15 protein-coding genes and 3 tRNA genes are annotated in these 19,963 nt (G+C 66.7%); 3 read left to right on the top strand and 15 right to left on the bottom strand.

All coding sequences use genetic code 11. The annotated features are described in order from the left end of the window. The first annotated feature begins 116 nt into the window (after window positions 1-116). Both AC6CHL_RS10045 and AC6CHL_RS10040 read left to right on the top strand, forming a co-directional pair. On the top strand, window positions 117-464 hold the full coding sequence (locus tag AC6CHL_RS10045) for a hypothetical protein (protein WP_038689224.1): 348 nt from the start codon (window positions 117-119) through the stop codon (window positions 462-464). After that, window positions 461-1,096 carry a hypothetical protein gene (locus AC6CHL_RS10040; RefSeq protein ID WP_498294282.1) on the top strand — a complete coding sequence of 212 codons (636 nt, stop codon included), beginning with the start codon at window positions 461-463 and terminating at the stop codon, window positions 1,094-1,096. The genes AC6CHL_RS10045 and AC6CHL_RS10040 overlap by 4 nt, the downstream gene beginning before the upstream one ends. Before the next feature lie 95 nt (window positions 1,097-1,191). Here the strand turns inward: AC6CHL_RS10040 and AC6CHL_RS10035 are convergent. The 12 genes from AC6CHL_RS10035 to uvrB all read right to left on the bottom strand — a co-directional run bounded on the left by AC6CHL_RS10035 (window position 1,192) and on the right by uvrB (window position 14,775). Next, window positions 1,192-1,267: transfer RNA gene (locus AC6CHL_RS10035), tRNA-Gly, on the bottom strand. Window positions 1,268-1,313: 46 nt separating this feature from the next. Further along, a complete protein-coding gene (gene pgsA / locus AC6CHL_RS10030; protein ID WP_447592867.1) occupies window positions 1,314-1,937 on the bottom strand; it encodes a CDP-diacylglycerol--glycerol-3-phosphate 3-phosphatidyltransferase in 624 nt (207 codons plus the stop codon). A 9-nt stretch (window positions 1,938-1,946) separates the two neighbouring features. Further along, complete coding sequence (gene uvrC / locus AC6CHL_RS10025; protein WP_038689230.1) at window positions 1,947-3,794, bottom strand: excinuclease ABC subunit UvrC; 1,848 nt, start codon at window positions 3,792-3,794, stop codon at window positions 1,947-1,949. Then, window positions 3,791-5,206, bottom strand: coding sequence for a hypothetical protein (locus AC6CHL_RS10020; RefSeq protein WP_141058642.1), 1,416 nt, complete (start codon window positions 5,204-5,206; stop codon window positions 3,791-3,793). The genes uvrC and AC6CHL_RS10020 overlap by 4 nt, the downstream gene beginning before the upstream one ends. Window positions 5,207-5,284: 78 nt before the next feature. Further along, complete coding sequence (kdsB, locus tag AC6CHL_RS10015) at window positions 5,285-6,058, bottom strand: 3-deoxy-manno-octulosonate cytidylyltransferase (RefSeq protein WP_038689234.1); 774 nt, start codon at window positions 6,056-6,058, stop codon at window positions 5,285-5,287. Window positions 6,059-6,107: 49 nt separating this feature from the next. Further along, window positions 6,108-7,130 carry a tetraacyldisaccharide 4'-kinase gene (lpxK, locus tag AC6CHL_RS10010; protein WP_137189100.1) on the bottom strand — a complete coding sequence of 341 codons (1,023 nt, stop codon included), beginning with the start codon at window positions 7,128-7,130 and terminating at the stop codon, window positions 6,108-6,110. Then, window positions 7,130-8,878, bottom strand: a complete 1,749-nt coding sequence (gene msbA / locus AC6CHL_RS10005) for a lipid A export permease/ATP-binding protein MsbA (protein ID WP_038689237.1) — start codon at window positions 8,876-8,878, stop codon at window positions 7,130-7,132. The genes lpxK and msbA overlap by 1 nt, the downstream gene beginning before the upstream one ends. Next, window positions 8,875-9,297 carry an ExbD/TolR family protein gene (locus AC6CHL_RS10000; RefSeq protein WP_498294281.1) on the bottom strand — a complete coding sequence of 141 codons (423 nt, stop codon included), beginning with the start codon at window positions 9,295-9,297 and terminating at the stop codon, window positions 8,875-8,877. The genes msbA and AC6CHL_RS10000 overlap by 4 nt, the downstream gene beginning before the upstream one ends. Before the next feature lie 3 nt (window positions 9,298-9,300). Continuing rightward, window positions 9,301-9,972 carry a MotA/TolQ/ExbB proton channel family protein gene (locus tag AC6CHL_RS09995; protein WP_038689241.1) on the bottom strand — a complete coding sequence of 224 codons (672 nt, stop codon included), beginning with the start codon at window positions 9,970-9,972 and terminating at the stop codon, window positions 9,301-9,303. 3 nt (window positions 9,973-9,975) lie between these two features. Continuing rightward, window positions 9,976-12,378 (bottom strand): DNA internalization-related competence protein ComEC/Rec2, encoded by a 2,403-nt coding sequence (locus AC6CHL_RS09990; protein ID WP_498294280.1) that lies wholly within the window; start codon window positions 12,376-12,378, stop codon window positions 9,976-9,978. Window positions 12,379-12,568: 190 nt separating this feature from the next. After that, window positions 12,569-12,643 (bottom strand) — tRNA-Val (locus AC6CHL_RS09985). A 107-nt stretch (window positions 12,644-12,750) separates the two neighbouring features. Next, on the bottom strand, window positions 12,751-14,775 hold the full coding sequence (gene uvrB, locus AC6CHL_RS09980; RefSeq protein WP_038689243.1) for an excinuclease ABC subunit UvrB: 2,025 nt from the start codon (window positions 14,773-14,775) through the stop codon (window positions 12,751-12,753). A 221-nt stretch (window positions 14,776-14,996) separates the two neighbouring features. Between uvrB and AC6CHL_RS09975 the strand changes: the two genes are divergently transcribed. Then, on the top strand, window positions 14,997-15,485 hold the full coding sequence (locus AC6CHL_RS09975) for a GspH/FimT family pseudopilin (RefSeq protein ID WP_498294279.1): 489 nt from the start codon (window positions 14,997-14,999) through the stop codon (window positions 15,483-15,485). 73 nt (window positions 15,486-15,558) lie between these two features. Here AC6CHL_RS09975 and AC6CHL_RS09970 read toward each other — a convergent pair. From AC6CHL_RS09970 to AC6CHL_RS09960, 3 genes are all read right to left on the bottom strand, one after another. Beyond that, window positions 15,559-15,635: transfer RNA gene (locus AC6CHL_RS09970), tRNA-Asn, on the bottom strand. Between the two features lie 72 nt (window positions 15,636-15,707). Continuing rightward, a complete protein-coding gene (locus AC6CHL_RS09965) occupies window positions 15,708-16,127 on the bottom strand; it encodes a type IV pilin protein (protein ID WP_498294374.1) in 420 nt (139 codons plus the stop codon). Between the two features lie 21 nt (window positions 16,128-16,148). Beyond that, complete coding sequence (locus AC6CHL_RS09960; protein WP_498294278.1) at window positions 16,149-19,952, bottom strand: pilus assembly protein; 3,804 nt, start codon at window positions 19,950-19,952, stop codon at window positions 16,149-16,151. Window positions 19,953-19,963: the final 11 nt, after the last annotated feature.

Genomic DNA, 19,963 nt, shown 5'->3' with positions numbered 1-19,963 from the left:
GGTCGAGGCGCACAGGATCGAATGCATGGAGGGGGAGGCAATGAAGTGCCGGTGAAGCGAGGATGAAGCGACAGGGGCAGGTGTGGCGGCGCCCGCCACGTGGAAGAATGCCTGCCATGAAAGCCCCATTGAACACGTGGATCGGCTGGTGGAGCGCCGCCGTGCTGGCAGCAGCGCTCACCTGCAGCCTGTCAACGAATCTCGCCTCGAACGCGATGATGCTGCTATTGGACGGCAGCAATGTCATCCCTGCCGAGTCGTCGATTTTTTTCTTCGAACCCTATGTGATCAACCAAGGTTCATCCAACTACTGGCTATACGGCCGGGATCGGCGCAATTACTACCACTTCATTTATCGACAAGACGCCGCCTACGTGTATATCCCCATCCAGAACAGCTGCCCCGGCTTCGATCACACCAATGCACGCACCTGGTGCCAGGCCCGAACCGGAGGGGGGCGATGACCCCGTTGCCGGGCACGTTCACACGCGATGTGTCGCGAAGGGTTGGCGTGGCGTTGTTGTTGGTCGCCGCTACCCTCACGCTGCCGTTGAGGGCTGCACCGGCGCCCATCAGCGTGCCGTTGGCCGATGGCAGCGGTGCACGCCTGCGCATCGACAGCCGCCAAGGCAGCGCGCGGCTGCTGTCTGCGTCCGGCGAAACCGAGCTTCGGGTGAACACGACGCTGCGCGATGCGCTGTCCAGGTCAGACACTGTGCTGGCGATCGGCCGGCACCGCCTCACCGCCGAACCCGACAGCAGCGTGCTGCTGTTCGTCAGCGCCCCGTCCAATCCCACTGCCCCGATGGGCTACTGCGGCGCAGGGCAAGAAGACGGATTGCTGCTGCTTGCGGTGCGCAACGGCGCGCTGGTGATGCACGATTTCGTGCTCTTGCAGAGCTGCCTGCACTCCATCGAGCAGGCCGTGGACCTGGGTGCTGAGCCTGCGGCCGCCCTCCATCCCGTGCCGTCCCCTTGGCTGGTGAGCTTTGCGGCCATGCACGACGACAGGCGCGTGCAACGTTGCGTCGGCATCCGCGATGAGCGGCTAACCTTCCAGGACGATTGCATAGCCGCGCCCGACGCGTCGCCGTGATCGACCTGGGCCAACAGCAGAAACAGAAAAAGCGACCTTCCGGTCGCTTTTTCTGTTGGCCTCCACCGCGATGAATCGCCTTGGAAACCTGTATCTGGAGCGGGAAACGAGACTCGAACTCGCGACCTCAACCTTGGCAAGGTTGCGCTCTACCAACTGAGCTATTCCCGCTTGGGAGGCGAAATTCTACAACCAAATGCGCAGGTGTCAACAGCCCTTACGCATTCTTTTTCGCACGCGCGGTTTCGCGGGCCAGGCGCTCGTCTTCACGCAGGCTCGGCCACGCGGCATGCAGGTACTGCAGGCCCGAGAACAACGTGAGAATCGACGCAATGGCCAGCGTCCAGTCGCCAATGTGGAACACCTGCACGCCCATCCAGATGTCCTGCATCGGCGTATGCGGTGCCACCGAATAAAGCAGGCACAACAACGCCACCATCTGCGCGGTGGTCTTGACCTTGCCGATCAGGGCCACGCGCACCTTGGCGCGCTGGCCGATCTCGGCCATCCACTCGCGCAGTGCCGACACGGCGATTTCGCGGCCGACGATCACCGCCGCCCACACCGCCATCCACGCGGTCGGATGCCCCTGCACGATCAGGAACAGCGCCACGGCCACCATGAGCTTGTCGGCCACCGGGTCCAGGAACGCGCCGAACGCGGATGCCAGGTTGTAGCGGCGGGCGATCCAGCCATCCAGCCAATCGGTGATGGCGGCCAGGCCGAAGATCGCCGCGGAGGCGAAATTGGTCCATTTGTAGGGAAGGTAGAACACCAGTACCAGCACCGGGATCATCAGGATCCGCAGCAGGGTGAGCCAGGTGGGGAGGGTCAACTTCATCGCATCTCTCTACTCGCCCGCCGCGTCGGGCGCGGGCAGTCCATGAAGGTTAGCGTAGATGCGTGCAGCGAGGGCGTCATTGATGCCCTCGACTTTCGCGATTTCGGCTTCGCCGGCCGCTTTCAGGCCGACCAGGCCGCCGAAATGCTTGAGCAGGCTGGCGCGGCGGCGCGGGCCGATGCCGGCGATATCCTCCAGCTTGCTGGTCATGCGGGCCTTCTGGCGGCGCCCGCGGTGGCCGGTGATGGCGAAACGGTGGGCTTCGTCACGCACCTGCTGGATGAACTGCAGCGCCGGCGAGGCCGCCCCGGGGCGCAGTTCGCGGCCATCGGGCAGCACCAGGGCCTCGTGCCCTGCCCGGCGCTCCACGCCCTTGGCCACGCCCACCAGCATCACCCCTTCCACACCCAAGTCGGCCAGCGCCGCCTGGGCCTGGCCGAGCTGGCCGGCGCCACCGTCGATCAGCAGCAGGTCCGGCAGCACGCCGTCTTCTTCCACCGCACGGCGGAAGCGCCGCTCGATCGCCTGGCGCATGGCCGCGTAGTCATCGCCGGGCTCGATGCCGCTGATGTTGAAGCGGCGGTACTGGCTGCGTACCGGGCCGGCGGCATCGAACACCACGCACGAGGCCACGGTGGCTTCGCCCATGGTGTGGCTGATGTCGAAGCACTCCACCCGCTTGACCTGCTCGGCCAAGCCCAGCATCTGCCGCAGATCTTCGCTGCGCGCATGCTGGGCACTGCGGCTGCTCAGTTCGCTGACCAGGGTGATCTGCGCGTTGCGGCTGGCCAGTTCGACATACCCGGCGCGCTCGCCACGTACGTTCCACTTCAACTGCACCTTGACCTCGGCCGAGGCCGAGAGCGCGGACTCGATCAGGCTGGCGTCGGGAATTTCGCGGTCCAGCAGGATTTCGCGGGGCGGCGAGTGCTCTGCGTAATACTGCGACACGAACGCCGCCAGAATTTCTTCGGCGCTCTCCTCGCCGTTGGTCCGCGGGTAGAACGGGCGCGTGCCCAGGTTGCGCCCGTCACGGAAGGCCAGCAGCATCACGCAGGCATTGGCGCCGCGGGTGGCGCAGGCCAGCACGTCCAGGTCGGCAGCGCGGCCGTCCACGTACTGGCGGGTCTGCATGCTGCGCAATGCGGTGACCAGGTCGCGCAGCCGCGCGGCCTGTTCGAATTCCAGCGCGTCGCTGGCCGCCTGCATCTGGGTGCCCAGTTCGCGCGCGAGCAGGTCGCTCTTTCCCTCCAGGAACATCGAGGCACGACGTACCGATTCGGCATAGTCCGTCGTGCTGACCAGGTCCACGCAGGGGGCGCTGCAGCGGCCGATCTGGTACTGCAGGCAGGGCCGCGAGCGGTTGCGGAACACGCTGTCCTCGCAGCTGCGCAGCTTGAAAAGCTTGTGCATCAGGTTGAGCGTGTCGCGCACGGCGGTCACGCCCGGATAGGGGCCGTAGTAGCGGCCCGGCACCGCGCGCGGCCCGCGATGCAGCGCGATGCGCGGCCAGTCTTCGCGGGTGAGCAGGACGTGCGGGTAGGTCTTGTCGTCGCGCAGGGACACGTTGTAGCGCGGCGACAGCGACTTGATCAGCTGGTTTTCCAGCAGCAGCGCTTCGGCCTCCGAGCGGGTCACGGTCACGTCCATGCGCGCAACCTGCGACAGCATCGACATGATCCGGGTGGTCTTGGGCGTGCCGTTGAAGTAGCTGCCCACCCGGTTGCGCAGCGCGCGCGCCTTGCCGACATACAGCAGGCTGTCGTCGGCGGCGTACATGCGGTAAACGCCGGGCGCGGTACTCAGGTGGGCCGCGAATGCCTTGCCATCGAAGGCGGGTGCGGTGGAAACAGTCATTCGCTGATCGGGACTTCGCTCAATACGCCACTGACAGGGTCGAAACGCAGCACGGCATGGGCGTCGGTCTCGGCAATCCACACCGCCCCGCCGCCCAGCGCCAGCCCCGCCGGACCGTGCAGACGACGCGGTAGTTCCAGCGTGCTCAGCTCACCACCGCCCAGGCGCAGCGTGCGCAGGCGGCCATTGCCGGCATCGGCGATCCACAGCAATGGCGCATCCGGACTGAGCGCGATGGCCTGCGGATGCTGCAGCTGGGCGATCGTGCGCGGGCCATCCTGCTCGCCGAACGACCACAGGCCCTGCCCGACCAGCGTCTGCACCAGGTCGCCGCGCAGCTGCATGGCACGGATCGAAGACCCCAGCGCATCGCAGACGTACAGCACCTGCTGCACGGCCGCCAGCGATGCCGGCTGCGCGAACGCGGCCAGGTGGCCGCTGCCGTCGCGCTCGTCGATCGCCCCCGAGCCGGCGCGCCACTGCAGGCTGCGCTGTCCCAGGTGGTAGGTCCAGATGCGGTTGTCGCCGGCCATCGCGATGTGGATCTGGTTGTCGGCCACCGCCAGTCCCTGCGGGTGGTTGAGCGCAGTCTGGCGCGGCTGCGCCACCGGTCCCTCGATCGGCTCGCCCGGGCGGCCGGTGCCGCACAGCGTGTCGACCTGGCCGGTCAGCAGGTGGATGCGGCGCAGGGCATGGTTGCCGGTGTCGGCCACGTACAACGACTCGCGCTCCAGGGCCAGGCCCTGGGGACGGTTGAACGCTGCCTCGGCCGGCCCGCCGTCCATGAAATCGGCGGTGCCCAGCCCGAACTGGCGCAGCACGCGCCCGCCGTGGCTGCATTCCAGCACGCGGTGGTGGCCGCTGTCGGCGATGTACAGGCGCTCGGTCGTGGCCACCAGCCCGGTCGGGAAGGACAGCGGCAGGCGCGGCTCGGGGTGCAGTTCGCGTACCAGCGTCATGTCGCCGTCCACCGGTCGGGCGCCGCCTTCGCACAGCGCGTTGAGCGCCCGTTCCAGTTCACCGCCAAACCCGACCAGCCGATCACGCTCGCGTCCCTGCGCATCCAGCAGCACCAGCGTCGGCCAGGCCGTCACGCCGAAGCGGCGCCAGCCATCCCAGTCCGCGTCGAGCAGCGCCGGGCCACTCAGGCCCTGTCGGCGCAGCAGCTTGAGCGCCTGCGCGGGGTCGCGTTCGCAGTCGAAGCGCGGCACCTGCAGGATCAGCAGCTGCAGCTTGCCCGGGTTGCGCGACTGCCATTGCGCCAACTCGGCCAACCGCTGCGCGCACCACACCGAGGCGGCGTTGACGAAGGCCAGCACCACCGGCCGCCCGCGCAGTTCGGTCAGGGTGGTCGGCGTGGCGTTCAGCCACGTGGCAAATTCGGGCAGGTCCTGGACAGGCTGTACGTTCATGCCCCGATTATGCCGGAGTCGGCGTCATGCAATCGTCGTGCCGCGTCAATCCGACGGCGGCCTGCGCGCGCCGGCCGGTCAGCCCTGCGCCGCCAGCCAGGCTTCGGCCCGGGCGAGGTCTTCGGGGGTGTCGATGCCCGGCGGGAACTCGGCCGGGGTCAGCGCCACGCTGATGCGATGGCCCGCTTCCAGCGCGCGCAGCTGCTCCAGCGACTCCAGTTGCTCCAGTGTGCCCGGCGGCAACGCCGCGAATTGGCGCAGGAAGCCGGCACGATAGCCGTAGATGCCGATGTGACGCAGCCAGTGCGGCCCCGCCAGGGTGTCGCGGGAGCGCGCGAAGGCGTCGCGATGCCACGGAATCGGTGCGCGGCTGAAGTACAGCGCATCCAGGTTCTGCCGGCGCACCACCTTGACCGCATTGGGGTCGAACAGCGTCTCAGCGTCTTCCACCGGGGTTGCCAGGGTGGACATCTCCGCTCCGCTGTAGACCAGCGCTTCGGCCACCGCGCGAATGCCTTCGGCCGGGGCGAACGGCTCGTCCCCCTGCAGGTTCACCACTACCGTGTCATCGCTCCAGCCGGCCTGCACGGCACATTCGGCCAGTCGGTCGGTGCCGGAGGCGTGGTCGGCCGAGGTCATCGCCACGCGCACGCTGGACAGGCCCTGCAGCGCATCGGCAATGCGGGCGTCGTCGGTGGCCACCCACACCTCGCGCGCACCGGCCAGCAGCGCACGCTCGGCCACGCGCAGCACCAGCGGCTGGCCACCCAACAGGCGCAGCGGTTTGCCGGGCAGGCGCGAGGCCGCGTAACGGGCCGGAATGGCGACAACGAAATCGAGGGGCTGGCTCATGTGCGGACTCACGAATATGTCAGGGGACTCGAGACGACGGGCAACACGCTCAGCGCTTGCCCAGCTTGTCGACGCGGTCGAGCAGGTTCACCCAGAACGCGGCGGGCAGGTCGGCCGCCAACGGCACGGCGAAATGCCATTCGTTGGCAAATACCTTGCACTTCACCGCATCCTTCTCGGTCATCAATACAGGCAGTTCGCTGCCAAACCGCAGGTCGGCGGCCTGGTAGGCGTGATGATCGGGGAACGCGTGCGGCACCACGCCGATGCCCTGCGCACGCAGCATGTCGAAGAAGCGCTGCGGGTGCGCGATGCCGGCCACCGCATGCACGCGCTGGCCACGGAAATGCGCCAGCGTGCGCGGGCGGCCACCGCTGAGCGGTTGGGCACTGTCGATATGCAGCTGCATCGGCCATTCGCCGAAGCCGCACGCCGGTTGCGCGCCAACGCCATCACTGGCCTGGCCCATGTTGACCACACGGAAATCGCAGTCGTTGGCGCGGCTGACCGGCTCGCGCAATGGGCCGGCGGGGATCATCCGCCCGTTGCCGTAGCGACGCTGCGCGTCGACCACTTCGATCTCGATATCGCGGGCCAGCCGGTAATGCTGCAGGCCGTCGTCGCAGACGATGATGTCGCAGCCGGCCTCGACCAGCGCCTTGCCGGCCGCCACGCGATCGGCATCCACGCGGACCGGCACGCCGGTCTTCCACGCGATCAGCACCGGTTCGTCGCCGCCGATGGCGGTGGACGTGGTGGCCTCCACCCAGCGCGCCGTCCCCGGCTCGTCGCGGCCGTAACCGCGACTGGCCACGCCGGGCTTCCAGCCGGCGTCACGCAGGCGCTTGACCAGCGCGATGGTCAGCGGGGTCTTGCCGGTGCCCCCGGCCGTGACATTGCCCACCACCACCACCGGCACCGGCAGCGCGTGGCGTTTCAGCCAGCCCCGCCGATACAGCAGCCTGCGCAGCGCAATGGCGCCGCCGTACAACGGCGCAAGCAGCCGCGCCGGCAACGGAATGGCGCTGCCGTCATACCAGTACGACGGCGTGCGGGTGCCCTTGGCCGCCATCAGGCCTGCCTTTCGCGGAACTGCATCTTGTGCAGGTGCTCATACAGCCCGCCGAGGGCCAGCAGCTCCTGGTGGGTGCCGCGTTCGACGATGCGACCGTGGTCCATGACCAGCACCTGGTCGGCGTGTTCGATGGTGGACAGGCGGTGTGCGATCACCAGCGTGGTGCGCTCGGGCATCAGGCGCTGCAACGCGTCCTGGACCAGGCGTTCGGATTCGTTGTCGAGTGCGGCGGTGGCTTCGTCCAGGATCAGGATCGGTGCATCGCGCAGGATCGCGCGTGCGATCGCCAGGCGCTGGCGCTGGCCGCCGGACAGCAGCGCGCCGTTTTCGCCCACCGGCGTCTGCAGCTGTTGCGGCATGCGCTCGATGAACTCCCAGGCATTGGCCGCTTCGGCGGCGGCGCGGATCTGCTCTTCGCTGGCGTCCATGCCGTAGGCGATGTTGGCGCCCACGCTGTCGTCGAACAGCATCACCTTCTGCCCCACCATCGCCACCTGGCGGCGCAGGTCGGCCAGCGGGTAGTCCTCCAGCGAAACGCCGTCCAGGGTGATGCGGCCCCCGTTGGGTTCGTAGAAGCGCGGCACCAGCCGGATCAGGCTGGTCTTGCCGCTGCCGGAGCGCCCGACGATCGCGGTGACCGTGCCCGGCTTGGCGACAAAGCTGATGTCATCCAGGGCGATGCCGGTGTCTTCACGGTAGCGCAGCATCACGTGCTCGAAGGCGAGCTCGCCACGCGCACGGCCGATCTTCTGGATGCCCTCGTCACGCTCGACCGGCAGGTCGAGGATGCCGAACAGGCGCTCGGCGGCAGCCACGCCACGCGAGATCGAGGTCTGCACGCTGGTCAACCGGCGCAGCGAGGGAATGATGGCCATCATCGAGGTCATCAGGCCCATGAACTGGCCTGCGTTGAGCTTGCCGGCCAGGGCTTCGCGGGTGGACACCCATACGATCACCGCCAGCGCCAGCGCGGCCAGGAACTGCACCGTGCTGGACGCCAGTGCACGGGTGGTCTCCACCTTCATGTTGAGGCCGAGCATGCGGTTGGCCAGGCGGGCATAGCGCGAGATTTCATGCGCCTGGGTGCCATGCACCTTCACTTCCTGCTGCGCGGCCAGCGACTGCTCGGCGGTCTGCGCCATGCTGCCCATGCCGTCCTGGATGCCACGGCTGATGCGGCGGTAGCGCTTGCCCACGAACGACACGATCACGCCGATCAGCGGCACCACCACCAGCATCGCCACGGTGACCTTGACGCTCATCTGCAGCATCACCACCAGCATCGCGATGATGGTCAGGGTGTCGGCCACCAGTGTCTTGAGCGCGTCGGCGCTGGCCTGGGTGACCTGTTCGGTGTCGTAGTTGAGGCGGCTGACCATCACCGGCGTCGCCTCGCTGTCAAAGTGCGAAGACGGCAGGTGCAGGTACTTTTCCAGCACCTGTTCGCGCAGATCACGCACCACGCTGCGACCGGTGCGGGCCAGCGCGTAGTCGCTGACCAGCGTGGCCAGGCTGCGCATCATGAACAGGCCGAGGATGGTCAGCGGCAGGATCACCGCCATGCGCGGCTCGGGGTTGACGAAGCCGCGGTTGACCAGCGGCTCCATCAGCTTGGTGAAGTGGTAGCCGGCAAGCGCTTCGACGACCATGGCGATCACCGCGGCCACCATGAAGGTCCAGTAGGCGCGGGTATAGCCGAGCAGGCGCTTGTAGATCGGCCAGATCGGGGCGTGTTGTTTACTCATGGATGCACCTCCGGCGCAGTAGCGATGGCGATGCGGCGGAAGCCGAGCTGGCCCAGGGCATCCTGGGCAGTGACAACGGCCTGGTAAGGCGTGCGCGCATCGGCGCGCAGCAGCACGGCCTGTTCACGGTCGCTGCCAGCCACCGCGGCGATGGTCTGTTTGACCGCCTCCACGTCGGTACGCAGCACTTCCTGGTCGTTGATGAAGTAGCGCCCTTCGGCGTTGACCAGCACGCTGAGCGAACGCGGCGGCTCGCTGTTGTCCTGCTGGCTGGCGGTCGGCAGCTGCAGTTGCAGGGTCGAGCGCGCGTCGAAGGTGGTGGTGACCACGAAGAAGATGATCAGCACGAGGATCACGTCGATCAGCGGTACCAGATCGATATGCGGCTCGTCCTGGACCCGGTCATTGCGAATACGCATCCGTCAGCCCTTGGCCGTAACGGGTGCGGCCGGCGCGGCGCTCTGCGCACGGGCGCCGGTGTTCATCACCCCGGGGCGACCGTCCAGCGCATCCAGCAGCGCGCTGGCTTCCTGCTCCATCTCGATCACGTAACCGCCGATGCGGCCCTTGAAGTAGCGATGGAACATCAGCGCCGGAATCGCCACGATCATGCCGGTGGCGGTGCACACCAGCGCCTTGCCGATACCGCCGGCCAGCTGGTTCACGTCGCCCACGCCGTGGTCGAGGATGCCCAGGAACATCTGGATCATGCCCACCACGGTGCCCAGCAGGCCCAGCAGCGGGCCGGCCGAGGCGATCGTGCCCAGGGCGTTCAGGAAACGCTCCATGCGGTGCACCAGGTGCCGACCGGCATCCTCGATGCGCTCGCGGATCTGGTCGCGCGGGCGGTTGCGCGCTTCCAGCGCCACGGCCAACAGCGCACCCAGCGGCGAGTTGGCGCGCAGCGACTGGATGTGGCTGGGATCGAGCTTGCCGCGCGCGGCCCAGTTGCGCACTTCCTGGCCCAGCCCGGGGGGCAGGACCTCGTTACGCCGCAAGGTCCAGAAACGCTCCAGGACAATTGCCAAAGCCAGTACGCCCAACAGCAGCAGCGGCACCATCGGCCAGCCACCGGCCTTGACCAGTTCCCACACGTTTCAACCCTCCGGCCCATCAGCCGCTTGTTTGACCGCCGATAGGATAGCAGCCGACCGCGCCCGCTCCGCGGCATCCCACCAACGCGGCTGAAAAACCCGCTGTTCACGCACGTGCAGGCCTTCACGCCCGAGCCAGGCGCGCAGCGCGCCACTGTCGGCGGTGTTCAGCACTTCGGCTCCGGCGCCTTGCCAGCGCGCCACCACGCCCGGGCGCGGGTGCCGGAAGCGGTTGCCGTGCCCGGCCGAGACAATCGCCAGCCGGGGCGCCACCGCGGCTACCCAAGGAGCACTGGAGGAGCCGTCACTGCCATGATGCGGCACCACCACCAGCTCGGCCCGCATCGTGGACGCGGCCTGCAGCAGCTGTGCCTCGCTGCGCGCACCGATATCGCCGGCCAGCAGGATCGCGCCCTGCGCGGTCACGATACGCAGCACGCAGCTGCTTTCGTTGCCCTGGTACGGGGCGCCCGGGCGGGGGTGCAGGAACTGGAAGTCGACCCCGTCCCAGCGCCAGGACTGCCCGGCATGGCAGGGCGCATCGATGCCTGGCAACGCACCCTGCGGCGCCAGCAACGGTGCGCGCGGGAAGCCACGTTTGACCGCCGCAACGCCGCCGGCGTGGTCGCGGTCGCCATGGCTGAGCACGAGGCGATCCAGCCGACCCTCGCCCAACGCGTGCAGAGTGGGCACGACGATCCGCTCGCCCGCGTCGAACCCGCCCGTCGCAGCGGGGCCGGTGTCGTACAACAACCGGTGGGTGCGGGTCCGCACCCATATGGACATGCCCTGCCCCACATCCATCACCAGCAGCTCCACCTCACCGTCGCCTGGCCGCGACTGGGCCGGCCACAGCAGCGGCAGGCACAGCAGGACCGCCGGCAGACGCCCACCGCTGCCGCGCGGCAGCAGCAGCCACGCAACCCCGAGCACCGCCGCCGGCAGCGCCGCGTCGCGGGCCTGCGGCAGCCACCACAGCGCCAGCGGGCTGCGGGCCGCGTAGCCGAGCAGCCACCAGCTACCTTCGAAACACCACGCGGCCAGCTGCCAGGGCCAGCGCCCTGCCCCCTCCACCAACGCTTCCAGTGCGGTGCCCAGCAGCGCCAGTGGCACCACCACCAAGCTCCACCAGGGAATCGCCAGCAGGTTGACCAGCGGCCCGGCACGCGAGGCCTGGCCGAACAGCGCCACGGTGAGCGGCAGCAGCGCCAGCGTGGCCACGCCCTGCGCCGCCAGGAAGGTGCGCAGCCAACGCGGATCGCGTCCCGGCAAGCACCACACCAGCCACAGCACCCCGGCGAAGCTGAGCCAGAAGCCGGGCGCCAGCACGGCCAGCGGATCCACCGGCAACACCGCCAGGGCGGCCAGCGCCAGGGCCTGGCCGACCGTCACCCGGCGCCGGCTGCAGCGGGCGGCGGCCAGCACGGCAATCATCAGCACGGTGCGCACGGTCGGCAGCGCAAAGCCCGCCACCGCGGCGTACAGCGCCGCCCCGGAGACGGCGGCAACGGCCATCCCCAACGGGCGAGGCCAACACCGCCCCAGCGGCGGCCACACGCGCCAGGCGCAGCCGGCCAGCCACGCCGCGAACCCGGCGACAAGCCCGACGTGGAAGCCGGAGATCGCGATGAGGTGGGTCAGCCCCAGTGCGCGCAGGTCGTCCCAGTCGGCCTGGGTGAGCGCCCGGGTATCGCCCAGCGCCAGGGCCTGCATGAAACGCGCGCCGCCCCCGGTTACCTGGGCGGCGATGGCCGCCGCCATGCGTTCACGCCAGGCGGGCACCCCGCTGCCGGGCGTCAGTAAACGGGCGCTGTCCGGTTCACGGACCTGTCCTGACCCTGCCACCCCCTGCAACAGGGCGTGGCGTTCTGCATCGAAGCCACCGGGATTGCGCAGCCCCCGTGGCGGGCGCAGCCGTGCATGCAGCCGCCAGCGCGCGCCCGCCTGCACGCGCCGACGCGGATCCTCGCTGCTGTCGGACCGGGCATGCCACCCCATCGCGAACACACGGTCGCGCACCTCAACCGGTAGCGCCGGATCGTCGTCAACGCGAAACAGGAACCGGCTGCTGCGCCCACCGTGCTCGGGCAGGCTGATTACCCGGCCCTGCAACACGTGATCGACCCCCGCCGCCGCGGCAGGCAGCTGCCGCGCAAGCGCCGTGTGCCCGTGCAGGCAGGCGCAGCCCACTCCAAGCAGCGCCGCGCCCAGCCAACGCCATCGCGAGGGCCAGCACCACACCAGCAGACCGACACCGACGGCCACCACCCCCAGCCCACGCGGCAGCAGCTGCGGCGCAAAGACAATGACGCACACGCCCACCAGCAGCGCCGCAGCGCACGCCTTGCCGAACAGGGGAAGTGGAACCGCCGCTGGCACACCGTCACGGCCTGCCGCGATGACCATGCAACGCTCCGGGCACAAAACCCGATGCTGGGCCGGGCCGGATACCTGCGCTATCGGGCAGGTCGTCGCCTGGATGTCGGTGAATGTCGCGGGTGCCGCCATGGCGACCCGACCAACGCCGACCCAAACGAAAAAGCCGACCTGATGGCCGGCTTTTCTGTGGGTCCCACTGCAGTCTCTGCGACTGGAGTGGTGGGCGGTACAGGGTTCGAACCTGTGACCCCTACCATGTCAAGGTAGTGCTCTACCGCTGAGCTAACCGCCCGTTTGCTGCTTCTGCGCCGCTGCGAATGCGTCGGTGCAGGCCGCGTATATTACGGACGTCCCCCGACAAGCGCAACACTTTTGTGAAGGTATTTCACAACGCGTTGTTCAGCCCAGACTGGCCTCCTTCAGCTGCCGGATCTGGTCGCGTACGTGCGCGGCATCTTCGAACTCCAGGTCGCGGGCATGCTGGTACATCTTCTGCTCCAGCGCCTGCAGCCGCTTGGCGATCTGCGCTGGCCCCAGCGTGCGGTAATCCACCGCCTCTTCGGCCACCTTGCCACCGCGGCCCTTGCCCTTGCCGCGCGACTCTTTCTCGGCCGCATCCGACCGTGCGCCTTCAAGCACATCGGTGATCGGCCGCAGCACCGACTTCGGCGTGATGCCATGCAATTCGTTGTACTCGACCTGCTTGGCGCGACGACGGTCGGTCTCGTCGATCGCCGCCTGCATCGAGCGCGTGATCTTGTCGGCGTACAGGATCGCCTTGCCGCGCAGGTTGCGCGCTGCGCGGCCAATGGTCTGGATCAGCGAACCGGTGGAACGCAGGAACCCTTCCTTGTCCGCATCCAGAATCGCCACCAGCGACACTTCGGGCATGTCCAGGCCTTCGCGCAGCAGGTTGATGCCCACCAGCACGTCGAACTTGCCCAGGCGCAGGTCGCGGATGATCTCCACCCGCTCCACCGTGTCGATGTCCGAATGCAGGTAGCGCACGCGGATGCCGTGCTCGGTGAGGTAGTCGGTGAGGTTCTCGGCCATGCGCTTGGTCAGCGTGGTGACCAGCACGCGGTCGCCGAGCTTGATCCGCTCGTTGACTTCGCTCATCAGGTCGTCGACCTGGGTCCCCACGGGGCGGATCTCCACCACCGGATCGATCAGGCCGGTCGGGCGCACCACCAGTTCGGTGATCTCATCGCCGGCTTCGCGCAGTTCGTACGGACCGGGCGTGGCCGACACGTAGATGCTGCGCGGGCACCGTGCCTCCCACTCCTCGAAGCGCAGCGGGCGGTTGTCCAGCGCCGACGGCAGGCGGAAACCGAACTCCACCAGGGTTTCCTTGCGCGACCGGTCGCCCTTGAACATCGCGCCGATCTGCGGAATGGTCACGTGCGACTCGTCGATCACCAGCAGCGCGTCGGCCGGCAGGTAGTCGAACAGGGTCGGCGGCGGCTCGCCCGGGGCCTTGCCGGTGAGATGGCGTGAATAGTTTTCGATGCCGTTGCAGAAGCCGACCTCGGCCATCATCTCCAGGTCGAACTGGGTGCGCTGCGCCAGGCGCTGCGCTTCCACCAGCTTGTTCTGTTCGTACAACTGCTCCAGGCGCGGCTTGAGCTCGGCCTTGATGGTTTCCACCGCCGCCAGCACGCGCTCGCGGGTGGTCGCATAGTGGGTCTTGGGGTACAGCGTGTAGCGCATCAGCTTGCGCAGGCTTTCACCGGTGAGCGGGTCGAACATGCTGATCTGCTCGACCACCCCGTCGAACAGCTCGATGCGTACCGCTTCGCTGTCCGACTCGGCCGGGAACACGTCGATGACCTCACCCCGCACACGGAACGTACCGCGCTGCAGCTCGTACTCGTTGCGGGTGAACTGCAGCGAGGTCAGGTGGTTGATCAGGTCGCGCTGCTCGATGCGTTCGCCGGTGGACAGGATCAGGCGCAGCGACAGGTAGTCTTCCGGCGCGCCCAGCCCGTAGATCGCCGACACCGTGGCCACCACGATCGCGTCCGGGCGGGACAGCAGGGTCTTGGTCGCAGCCAGGCGCATCTGCTCGATGTGCTCGTTGATCGAGCTGTCCTTCTCGATGAAGGTATCCGACGCGGCCACGTAGGCTTCGGGCTGGTAGTAGTCGTAGTAGCTGACGAAGTACTCGACCGCGTTGTTGGGGAAGAACGACTTGAACTCACCGTACAGCTGCGCGGCCAGGGTCTTGTTCGGCGCCATGATCAGCGTCGGTTTCTGGACGTTCTGGATGACGTTGGCAATGGTGTAGGTCTTGCCCGAGCCGGTCACGCCGAGCAGGGTCTGCTTGGCGATGCCCGCCTCGAAGTTGGCCGTCAGCTTCTCGATCGCCGCGGGCTGGTCACCGGCCGGCGAATACGGAGATACAAGTTCGAAGCGATCGCTCATGGTGCCGCCATATCCGGGGCCTACCAGTATACCGAGGGGGATGGTGACGGCTGGCTGAGGGGAAGGCCGAGGCCCAAGTGGGCAGCCCACCTATTTGCCCGGCATGAACCACGGCGCAGGCTGGGTTTCCCAGCCCTCCTCTGTGCGGTGGCCCGATGCCTCTCCCCATACAGCTGCGCCCGCCCCGCCGGGGCTATCGCGGCCAGTCCCTGCTGCAGCTGATGGTGACGCTGTTGGTTCTGGCGGTTTGCGTGGGGGTCGCGCTCCCCGGGCTAAGCGGGCTGATGGACCGCCAGCGCGCCGCTGGCGCCCGCCACCTGCTGAGCAGTCATTTTGCCTCGGCGCGGATGACCGCGATCCAGCGCAATACCACCGTTGCGCTCTGTCCGAGCAGCGATGGCCGCCACTGCACGCCCGGGGTGGACTGGAGCGACGGCTGGATGTCCTTCCTGGCGCAGAATGACAGCGCACAGGCTCCCGCCCAGCGCGACATTCTCCGCTTTCAGCCATGGAGTGCCCGCCGGGGATGGCGCATCCAGACCACCGAAGGCCGGGGCCGGCTGCGGTACCTTGGCAACGGCCGCGCCTACGGCAGCAACCAGACCCTGCGAATCTGCCGCGACAATCACTTGCATGGCAAGGTGATTGTCAACAACAGCGGGCGGATACGCTCGGAGCGATTGGACGAGCCGGGCAAATGCGCCGACTGAAGACCGAATCCGGCGTGAGTTGAAATGTATTCGCCCATGAAAAAACCGCGATTTCTCGCGGCCTCTTCAAATATGGCGCCCGAAGTTGGACTCGAACCAACGACCCCCTGATTAACAGTCAAGTGCTCTAACCGGCTGAGCTATTCGGGCGGGGAGGCGCATTGTAAAGGGGGTTTTGCCGGAGGGCAACACCTTGGTGCCCCCATCCAAGCCAACCAAATCTTACCAGCAGTCCGCCAGCTCACCGGTACTGTTGGTCTTGCGGTTGGCCTGGTCCACGCTCAACGTGCCGCACTTGTCCTTGGCCTGCTCCCCCTGCGGCGCCGCATTGATCGTGAAGCTGGAACCATCGCCGTTAAATTCGAGCTGATAGCGCGTCGTCCCACCCTCGCGCGGCGAGATTGCAGACGGCAAAGTGAAATTGGCATAGGTGTTGTTGACCGAGTGGTAGCGCTCGGCCCGCTGCGCGTATTCCACCATGTCCGCCTTGACCACGGCACGCCGGGTCTTGAGCATGTACTGCTGGTAGGACGGATAGGCAATGGCCGCCAGGATCGCGATGACGATGACCACTATCATCAGTTCGATCAAGGTGAAGCCTGCGGCATTGGCCTTGCCCCGAGGGGCGCTGCTGCTATTCATCATGTCCAAGGTTCCGGAGCGTTACTGAATCTGGCGCCAGGATTGGCGACCACAGGGGTACGGGATATACAACGGCTGGGCGCCGGCAACATTGACTACCATCCAGCAGGCGCGATCACCAGGGCCACCGCCGCCTGCCAGGCGCGGAACCACTGCTACGGCGACATCCTTCACAGGCGCCGTCCCGCCCGTATTGAGACTGGTCGCAGCAACACCCTGGCCGTAGGGATCTCCCCCGGGCGACCCGACGCGCGCCTGCTCCATTGCAGCCCCCCCACTGACCGGACTCAACCCGAACAGCCAGTTGGACCCTTCGGTGGAGCAGCCTTCGCCACCGGAATTGGGCAGGTAGGTCGGCATGAAGACCACGCCAGCGGCAACCGAAGGGTTGCCGACGAAACGCTCGCCACTGCCAGGCAGGACCACGTTCCAACCACTCGCCACACCCGAGAAATCGGCCGCTTCGATCGACCGTACTCCGGCCGTAGTGGTCACGGTGTAGGTGACCAGGTCCGCCGGCACCAGCGTCGAGACCGGCTGGCGCTCACTGGTATCGTTGACACCATACAGCGACTGCGAAGCCACATCGAGCGGGTCGCTGTTGAAGGAGAAGCTGCCGGTGCCGAACAGCAGCATGACGCCGCCAGCGGGCCCGGTCACCGTGGTCATGCCGCCGGTGATCGGCTGGCGGAACACCTGTGCGGAGTTGGGGGCGGTTTGGCGGGCCGTGGTGAACACCGGAACAGACACGGTATCGGCGGCATCTTCCAGGTTGAATTTCCACAGGGCACCGCGCTGATCGGCGGCGTACACGGTATCAGCCAACCCATCGCGGCCATTGATCGACTCCTGTCCGACCGGCGGATTGGCGGCCGGATTCGGGCGGAAGCGATCGATCACCACAATATTGCCGAGCCCATTGCTGCCCGATGGCGCAGTGGCGGCGGCTTCAGTGGCGGTGATCATACGGGTGCTGCCATCACTCATGTCCACAACGAACAGAACCGCCTTGCCATCGGCACTGCCGTAACCGTTACCGAAGATTGCCTTCCATGCCACGCCATTGCCCGACTTCACCGGCACGATCACCGGCTTGCCCAGCACGTGGCCGATGTTGGCGCGCACCGTCGCATCAAGCTGCGTATTGACGTCGCTGATTTCCCACAATCGGCTGCCCGTGCCGAAACTGGACGGGGTGGTCACGTCAAGCCCGAATACAGCGCGCCCGCCAGCACCCGCGGTGCCCACCAGCGCCGTCGCCCAGCGGCTACTCAACTGCACATCGGCCACGGCAAGGGGGCCATCGACGTAATAGCGATGGCGGAACTTCTGGTCGGTCTTGTCCGACGCCTTGTAGGGATACAGCAGGTTGCCCATGTGGCCCAGCGCCGTACCCGGAACATACGCAAATGTTTCGGTGCCACCTGCGCTGTCCGCGGTTCCTGCGCCATTCATGCCACCGTCAAAGGCATGCAGCATGCCGTCATTCGCGCCGACGTAGACCATGTAACGGCCGTGGTCAGCCTTCGTCTGCAGATAGTCAGCGTACGAGGTGGCAAACGCGGTGCTGATGCGCTGGTAGCCATAGTCATCGGTAGGCGAGCTGATCAACGGGCTGGAGTTCACGATATCGCCCAGCACGGTGGTGCGGGTACGGTAAATGCCATTGGAATTGCGCACTTCGCGAGAAGTATTACCGCGCAGGTATGCCATGGCCGTTGCGATATCGCCCCCCAGCGCCTCGATCTGCGACGCACTGCACAGCACCATGTCGTTGTAAAGCGAATTCGGCTTGCTGCACAGATCAGCAAAGGTGATGTTGGTGCTGTTGAAAGCAACCGCGCCCGCACCCTTGGTCGCCACGATGTTGCGATTCGTCTGCGCGCCGAGCTTGGCCGCCGCCTCCCACACGGTAACGTACTCGGCCTCACGGTCATCATTGACCTGAAGACGCGATGCAGTGAGGCGACTGAACCAGTCGGTCTCTTCGTTGGCAATCTCGAAGGTCGGGGTGACCGACAACGAACCGGTACCGATGCGCGCGCCGGTCAGCCCCAGGCTGCCTGACGGTGCCGCGCCTGCAGTCACCGAGGACAGCACGCGGCGCATCGCGGCGGTGATGTCAGCCGGGGTCCGCGCGTTGATGTACTCGCCACGGGTATTGGTGGCGGCATGCCAAATATCGTCGACGGTGCTGGGGTTGTCGTTCTGGCGGGTCGGCCAGTTCTTGTATACGGCCGGGGTGGTATACGGATTCTGGCTGCGGTTGGGATCGTACAGATTGCCGCGCGCGCCCAGGGTAATGCCGTAAAAGTTGATGTGCAGGTCTTTGTTGCAATCCAGCGACGGATCACCGCCGACGCCACACGCCTGGGGGATCGGCACCTGGCCGCGCGGCATCAGCGCGTCAGTGCGCAGCGGGTTGAGGTAATACTGCGACACGATGTCTGCCATCGTGTCGCTATGGATATCACTGAACGGCTCGCCCATGGCGCCATCAATGTTACCGACGTCCGGACCACCGCCGTTGCTGTAGCCGTCGGTGAACAGCATGACGGCATTCTTCTGGCAAGACAGCTTGATGGGTGCGTTGGCATCCGTTCGCTGGAACTGCATGCCCGCCGAGTTGACCGCCTGCCGGTTGGGCGTACCACCACTGGCGGTCAGGGCGATCATCGACTTGTACAGCGCAACCTTCTCCGCAGGCGTGGCCATGTTACGGATTGCCAGCCGCTTGTTCGTCTCGGTGGCGCTGTTGTAACTGCCGTGATCGTTGATCCGGAAGTACCCGACGTTCATGTTGTTGACGTCGAGGGCGCGGGTCATGCCCGCGATCATGGCGCGATTTCGGTTGCCGTAATACGAGTACCAGTTGGCAAAGTTCTGCATTGCCGCCGTGTCCGTGCTGGCAATGGTGTACTTCCACATATGGCACCCGGTACCACAGGCGTTGTCGATCTTCGTCCTGGTCACGTTGGCGTACGCGCCGGTGGTACCCGCAAGCTGCGGACGGGCGTCGCCGGTGCCGGCCCAGGGCATGAAGAACGTGGAGGGCGTGTATTGAATGCTCGCGTACCCAGTCCCGTTATAAACGGTGCCGTTACGATTGGTGACCACGCCACCAAAACTGAAACCGGTGAAGTTGTTGTTACGGTCATAGTTGGCTGTCGCCGTTCGATACGGCGTGCCAGCGGGAATGGTCATTCCGTTCTGCATGCGCGACACGTCGCCGTCACTGGTACCCAGGTAGGCCGCTGCGAGCGCGACCACGTCGTTCCTGCGCGGATCGATCTTGGTGCTGGTCGGAGATGCGGCCGGGTACGGCGAAACACTCTCCACGCCGTTGGAGGTGAACACCCCCAGCCAGGGCTCGTAATGCACCGTGGGGTCGTAGAAGGTGGGATTGTAGGCGGCAGAACGCGCGAACCCGTACAGATCCAGCTGCGGCAAGCCCACGTAGCCCACGCCGATGCGCGGCCCCGGCAGCACGTAGAAGTAGCTGCATTCGCCCAAATTGGCCGTGTCGCTATTGTTTCTGATCGTCGCCGGTGTATTGAGCGCACCCGCAGTCGTGAAGAAGCTTTGCCGTGCCGAGCTCCAGCAGCCCGTACCATCCTGCCCGGGGAACTGGGTCTGGAACGTCATCGAGCCGGAATCATCCACGGCCATGATGAAGGAAGGGGTGGCCGACACCTTCACATTCAGCGGCGCCTGGGCCAGACTGCCCTGCCCTTGTGCGGCGAACAGCGAGTACGCCAACCAGCCGGCCGCTGCCACCAGCAGCAGGCCCGAGCCAGTGAGAACCTTGGTCTTTCGGGTGAGCATGACGGTGGTCC

The organism is Stenotrophomonas sp. GQ19 (assembly GCF_059758695.1).
The sequence above is the reverse complement of the archived record's forward strand: the minus strand, read 5'-3'. Positions and strand labels throughout refer to the sequence as shown.